This is a genomic window from Winogradskyella sp. A3E31, from assembly GCF_046720935.1.
GTDB lineage: Bacteria > Bacteroidota > Bacteroidia > Flavobacteriales > Flavobacteriaceae > Winogradskyella.
Window position 1 is genome coordinate 1 of record NZ_JBHNWH010000020.1, and the last position, 4,984, is coordinate 4,984.

The following is a 4,984-nucleotide window of genomic DNA, read 5'->3' on the forward strand; positions in this document are numbered from 1 at the left end:
AAAGTTAAACAATCTTTCGGCAGAGACCGACGGTAGCAATTCCGAGTGGATTCGGACGTAGTCGAATCCGCCGTAATTGCGGTTATACATTGTTGGCAAATCGTTTTTTATTCTTAAAATGAAGTTGTGTAAGTAATATCAAATCTACCTTCTCTAATTTCCGCAATCTCTCCACTATTAACTTCTTCACTGTCAAACCAAAAAGTTCCAGAAATAATCTGATTTTCTGTGTCTAATTTTACAATTTCTAATTCTCCAGAAACCTCATTGTTTGTATTATAAACATAAACAAGCTGATATCCTGTTCCATCTCCATTATCAACTGGCTCGTCCCAAAAGTCATATGTAGCGTGGATATTGTCATTTTCCTCTACAATTATTGGATAAATTCCACCTTCTTCTAAAGGTGTTTGAGAACCTGTCATTTCAATCCGTATTGATTTTCTTAATATCTCGTTGTCAGCAAAAATGCTTAATCTGTATCCATTAAAATAATATTCATTGTATACATAAAGTCCTTTTAGAATTGGGACTGGGTCGTTTATATTTAATCCGCCAGCATCTCTTGGTAGAAAAATCTGTTCATTTATTTTGCAACCAAAAGTATTTTTTCCTTCTGTTGTTAAATTCGGAAGACTTGATGTAGTTCCATCATCGTCATTTGGTCCACAACTGAAAAACAGAAGTAGAATAAAAGTCAAGTTTAATAATTTAATTTTCTTCAATTCAAATCCTTTTATTTTATAGATGTAGCTTCTTTCGAAAAGTTGCGTTAAATGTTTGTCAACGTGTTTGTATAAGGAAAGTTGCGTGTTTGTGTGCGAGGATTTTCCGAAGGAAAATCAGAAGCTAGCAAACGAGCAACTAACTATGGTTTAGCTAAAGCTAGCAATTTTTTTTATACGGTGTTGCCATTATTTTTTTATTCAGCTTTTGTTTTTACAGGAACTAAAAATTTATGAGTGAAATTTTCTCCATTTTCAATTCGTTCAGTTACTTGTATTTCCAACTTTCCGTCCACAAGAGTTTTTTCAATCGGCGTGATTGTAAATCGGAAACCACTTTTATCGGATTGATTTACCATAATTCCTGCTCCGAAAACCATAAATTTTTGGTTGTCTATATTTTCCGTTACAAAATTTGCCTTGGTCGGTTTTCCCACAACTAAATATTCCGCATTGTTTTCTAAAACCATTTCTACTTTTTTGTCCGATCTCGAGTAAACAAAATCCGATTGAGTTTTATTTCCGCAACTTGCTAAAGTCAGAGTTATTATTCCAAAAACTATGTAATTAAAAACCTTTATTCTCATTCAATTTCTGCGTTTTTTAAATTAATGGCAACGTGTTTGTATATGGTTTGTTGCGTGGTTTAAGCACCTAATTTAACAAATAAAAACCGAATAGAAAATCCGCGAGGATTTTCGTAAGTAGGCTAGAACAAGCAATAAATTATATACGGTGTTGCCAGTAGTAATTTATTGCTCATTTAATCTTCTTAAACTTTCAACTTGGCGTTTTTCGTAATCTAATTGCATTTCATAATCATCTTTCCATTCTCGTCTTCCTTTTTCTCTTATTACTTTGAATTTGTCTTCGTCAATATCGATTGGGTTATGGTTTTTTAGTTTTTCTACTGCTGATTTGTGTCTATTAATATAGTCAAGTTGCATCTCAAAATCATCTGGCCATTCTTCCTCGCTTTTTCTTTTGATTATACTATCTATATTATCATAAAATGAAAGGTTTAAATTTTCCTTTAATTTTTTTGATTTTGCATTTGCCACTTGTTCATTTGAACTTGATGTATTTTCCAATAATAGTTTTAGTTCTTTAAGAATATTATCTCTTTTTCGTTCCCAAACGGAATTGTTAATTGGTTCTAGTTCAAGAAATTCTTCAACTATGGTTTTCAGACTGTTATATTTTGGTTTTTCATTGATTTTCATTCCATTAGTTGTTGGGATTACACCTTTTACATCTTTGTAGTCAAATGGTGGAATTAAAACTGGAATATGTGAATTAGTTTTTACCCAAGTCGCTCCCATTTCACAGAGACTTACAACGCTTGAATAAAAATTTTCGGATAATACAAAAACAACTAAAACTTGACTATTTAAACGTTTTCTAATGTCTTGAAGAAAATCATTTCCCAATCTTACTCCATAACCTTCAAATGATGAACAGAATATTTTTTCACTTGGTACTCCTATTATTTCTAAAATGTCAATTATTTTCTCAACATAAGTAGCATCTAAACTGGAATGGCTAATAAATATTTCTTTCATTTTAATTTCTGAATTTTCAATTGCAATATCTTGATAATACTCAGCAACATCCATAAATTTTGATTTTCTTTCTAATAAAACGAGGATATCATTCTTTTTTTGAATACAAGCTAATAAATGTTGATACTTGCTTTGAGTTTGATTTACTTTTTGTCCAGCTAAAGCTTTAATAGCAGGATTCCAATCTACTAAATTTACATTTTTGAAATCATTTAGATATTCATTTGTTGACAGAATTGAATGTAATCGGATTTTCAAAAATTCTTGTACTTCTTCATCCCAGAATTTCAGTTCTCTTTCTAATTTTTCGAGTTGTATTTGAGTCGGAATTTGTATCTGAAACGTTTTAGAAAGCTTATTTCCTTCTTCAATATAGGTTTTAAGTTCTTTCAAAAACTCATTTCGTGGGTAATCAATTTCTATTTTGCTCAAAATTTTTCTTTTATTACTGGCAACGGTCTAGTGTATGATTTCGTTGCGTGTTTAAGCACAAAAGTTAGCAAATAAATCACAGATAGAAAGTCCGCGAGGACTTTCGTAAGTAAGCTATAACTAGCAATGAATTATACACATTGTTAGCACCAGTATTTATTTATTCAGTTCTATTAATTTCCATTGTTCATTCGGTTCTTTTGTCAAATAAGTACTAACACTTAATTCTTTTTTATTTCCGATGACTTTTATTTCCAGATTAGCTTCTCCATAACCGCTTTTAACACTAACACCTCCAGTTGGAAACATTCCGTATTCTTTTATTCCGCCGACTTCATTTATAATTTCTTGATTTTGTTCTATTTCGCTTATTGCTGTTCTGTAGGCATCCGAATTTTTCATTGAAGCAAAAACGAAAACAAAAATGAATATAAAATATGCTATTCCAATTCCGCCTAGTGCTAAAACTCTAGGTAAGACATTTAGTTTTTTCGGATTCTTTAAAACAGATGTTTTTGCAATTTTATCACCAAGTCTTTTCTTATCTTGACTAATTGCAAGTACTATAAATTCAATTGGCCAGATAATTATCAATAAATTCCGAATAAACAGCCTGCCAACAGATGGAATTTCAGTATGATTATTTTCATCACGAACCATAATTCCCATAATCCACTTTACTGGGCTGACACCTTTTATTGAATCTTTTGCGAAGTATAGAAGAAAGCCAATTAACATTGTTGGCAACATTTTTGCCATTACGCTACTCGAATTATTCTCATCAAGAAATCCTGTTCCGAGTGACATAAATGAAATCGCAACTATCAGGAAAGTCATTGTGAAATGGTCAATTAGAAATGCTACAATTCTTCTTTTTCTGCTTGATAGTGAGTATCTATCTTCGAAATTTTGTGTCATAGATGTTTTTGGTTGATATTGGTGCTAACGTGTTTGTGTATGGTTAGTTGCGTGGTTAAGCAACTAAGTTAGCAAACAAATCACAGATAGAAAATTCCAGCGGAATTTTCGTAAGTCGGCTCCAACTAGCAATGAATTATACACATTGTTGTGAGCAGTTATTTTATTTGTTTTTCAGTTCAGCAAGTAATTCTTTCTCAACATCAGAAATATAATCTCCATCGATAACCGTAATTCGAACGTCATATTCGTGATATAATTTGGTTATACCTAAAAGAGAATCTTTTTCTTTTATATATGGCTCAATAATTTGTTCTTCAATTACCAACTCAATTTTATGAGTTCCAGTTTTAAATCCGTTTATTCCAAAAAATGGATTCAAAGTTCCGTTGCTAAAAGTATCTGTTTTTATTTCTGAATTCTCGTATTGATTCCTCACAACAGCAGACAATAAATAGTCATAATTCGGTTTTTTATTCCGCTTATATTTAGTTAGTCTTCCAATATGTTTTCCGAGAGAAATTGTGTCAGGTACCTTAAATTCAAACAAATCAGTTTGGTTAGTTAGAGCAGGATTTGCGAGTTTACTATCATTCGGTTCATTTCCTTTTTGTCCACAAGAAACTAAGAAAAATAGTAATAAAATCAGATTGAAAATGTTTTTCACAAATGTTTGTTTTAATTGCTCACAACGGTTCGTATAAGAATAGTTGCGGGTTTACGTGCGAGGATTTTCCGCAGGAAAATCAGACGTAGTAAACTTGCAACTACCTTTGGTTAAGCCCAAAATTGAGCAATTATTTTTATACTTTGTTGTGTGTAGTTTTTTTTAATGGATTTTTATTTTTGGTATTTCAGTTCGCAATAATTCAACTCCTTTTTCTGTTATTTCCGTATCGAGAATTGAGATAAACTCAAGTTTTTTTAATTCAGTAAGATATTTTATTCCCATATCTGTAATTTGAGTTTGTTCAATCCAAATTTCTCTTAAGGATTCATATTCTCCGATTTTTTTCAATGATTTGTCCGTAATTTTTGTCGAATCGAGGTCAATACAGATTAAATTCGGAAGTTTTGGCAAGTTTTTAATTCCTATGTCAGTTACATTTGATAATTCCAAATTCAGAGTGATTGTTGAATTAGGTATATTCTTTAAATCAGAATCATTAAATTCTGTTCCGTCTACATAAGAGTCAGATTCATTTGTGCTAAATATTAATCTAATATCTTGTTTCATTTTTCAAATTACACACAACTACCTGCTAAACGCAGTTCGGCCTTGAGAACGAAGATACAAAAAGAGGAAGATAATGAACTTCGGTTTCGCGCGGCCACGCGGAACTGGAG

At 31.5% G+C, this 4,984-nt stretch carries 6 protein-coding genes; all 6 read right to left on the bottom strand.

Annotated features, from left to right (window positions below; genetic code table 11):
* Window positions 1–113: 113 nt before the first annotated feature.
* The 6 genes from ACFEMA_RS14630 to ACFEMA_RS14655 all read right to left on the bottom strand — a co-directional run bounded on the left by ACFEMA_RS14630 (window position 114) and on the right by ACFEMA_RS14655 (window position 4,874).
* Entirely contained in the window at window positions 114–701 is a 588-nt protein-coding gene (locus ACFEMA_RS14630) for a DUF6252 family protein (RefSeq protein WP_411768952.1), read from the bottom strand.
* Window positions 702–922: 221 nt separating this feature from the next.
* The gene (locus ACFEMA_RS14635; protein WP_411768954.1) at window positions 923–1,195 is read right to left on the bottom strand and encodes a hypothetical protein; all 273 of its coding nucleotides are present in this window, start codon (window positions 1,193–1,195) and stop codon (window positions 923–925) included.
* Window positions 1,196–1,477: 282 nt separating this feature from the next.
* Complete coding sequence (locus ACFEMA_RS14640; protein ID WP_411768955.1) at window positions 1,478–2,719, bottom strand: toll/interleukin-1 receptor domain-containing protein; 1,242 nt, start codon at window positions 2,717–2,719, stop codon at window positions 1,478–1,480.
* A 156-nt stretch (window positions 2,720–2,875) separates the two neighbouring features.
* Window positions 2,876–3,637, bottom strand: a complete 762-nt coding sequence (locus ACFEMA_RS14645) for an RDD family protein (RefSeq protein WP_411768957.1) — start codon at window positions 3,635–3,637, stop codon at window positions 2,876–2,878.
* 163 nt (window positions 3,638–3,800) lie between these two features.
* Entirely contained in the window at window positions 3,801–4,304 is a 504-nt protein-coding gene (locus tag ACFEMA_RS14650; RefSeq protein WP_411768958.1) for a hypothetical protein, read from the bottom strand.
* 162 nt (window positions 4,305–4,466) lie between these two features.
* Entirely contained in the window at window positions 4,467–4,874 is a 408-nt protein-coding gene (locus ACFEMA_RS14655) for a hypothetical protein (protein WP_411768959.1), read from the bottom strand.
* Window positions 4,875–4,984 lie beyond the last annotated feature (110 nt).

What these genes read in the sequence shown, in the direction of transcription:
- ACFEMA_RS14635 (WP_411768954.1), bottom strand. Translation starts at nt 1,195, where the DNA reads ATGGTTTTAGAAAACAATGCGGAATATTTAGTTGTGGGAAAACCGACC.
- ACFEMA_RS14645 (WP_411768957.1), bottom strand. Translation starts at nt 3,637, where the DNA reads ATGACACAAAATTTCGAAGATAGATACTCACTATCAAGCAGAAAAAGA.
- ACFEMA_RS14655 (WP_411768959.1), bottom strand. Translation starts at nt 4,874, where the DNA reads ATGAAACAAGATATTAGATTAATATTTAGCACAAATGAATCTGACTCT.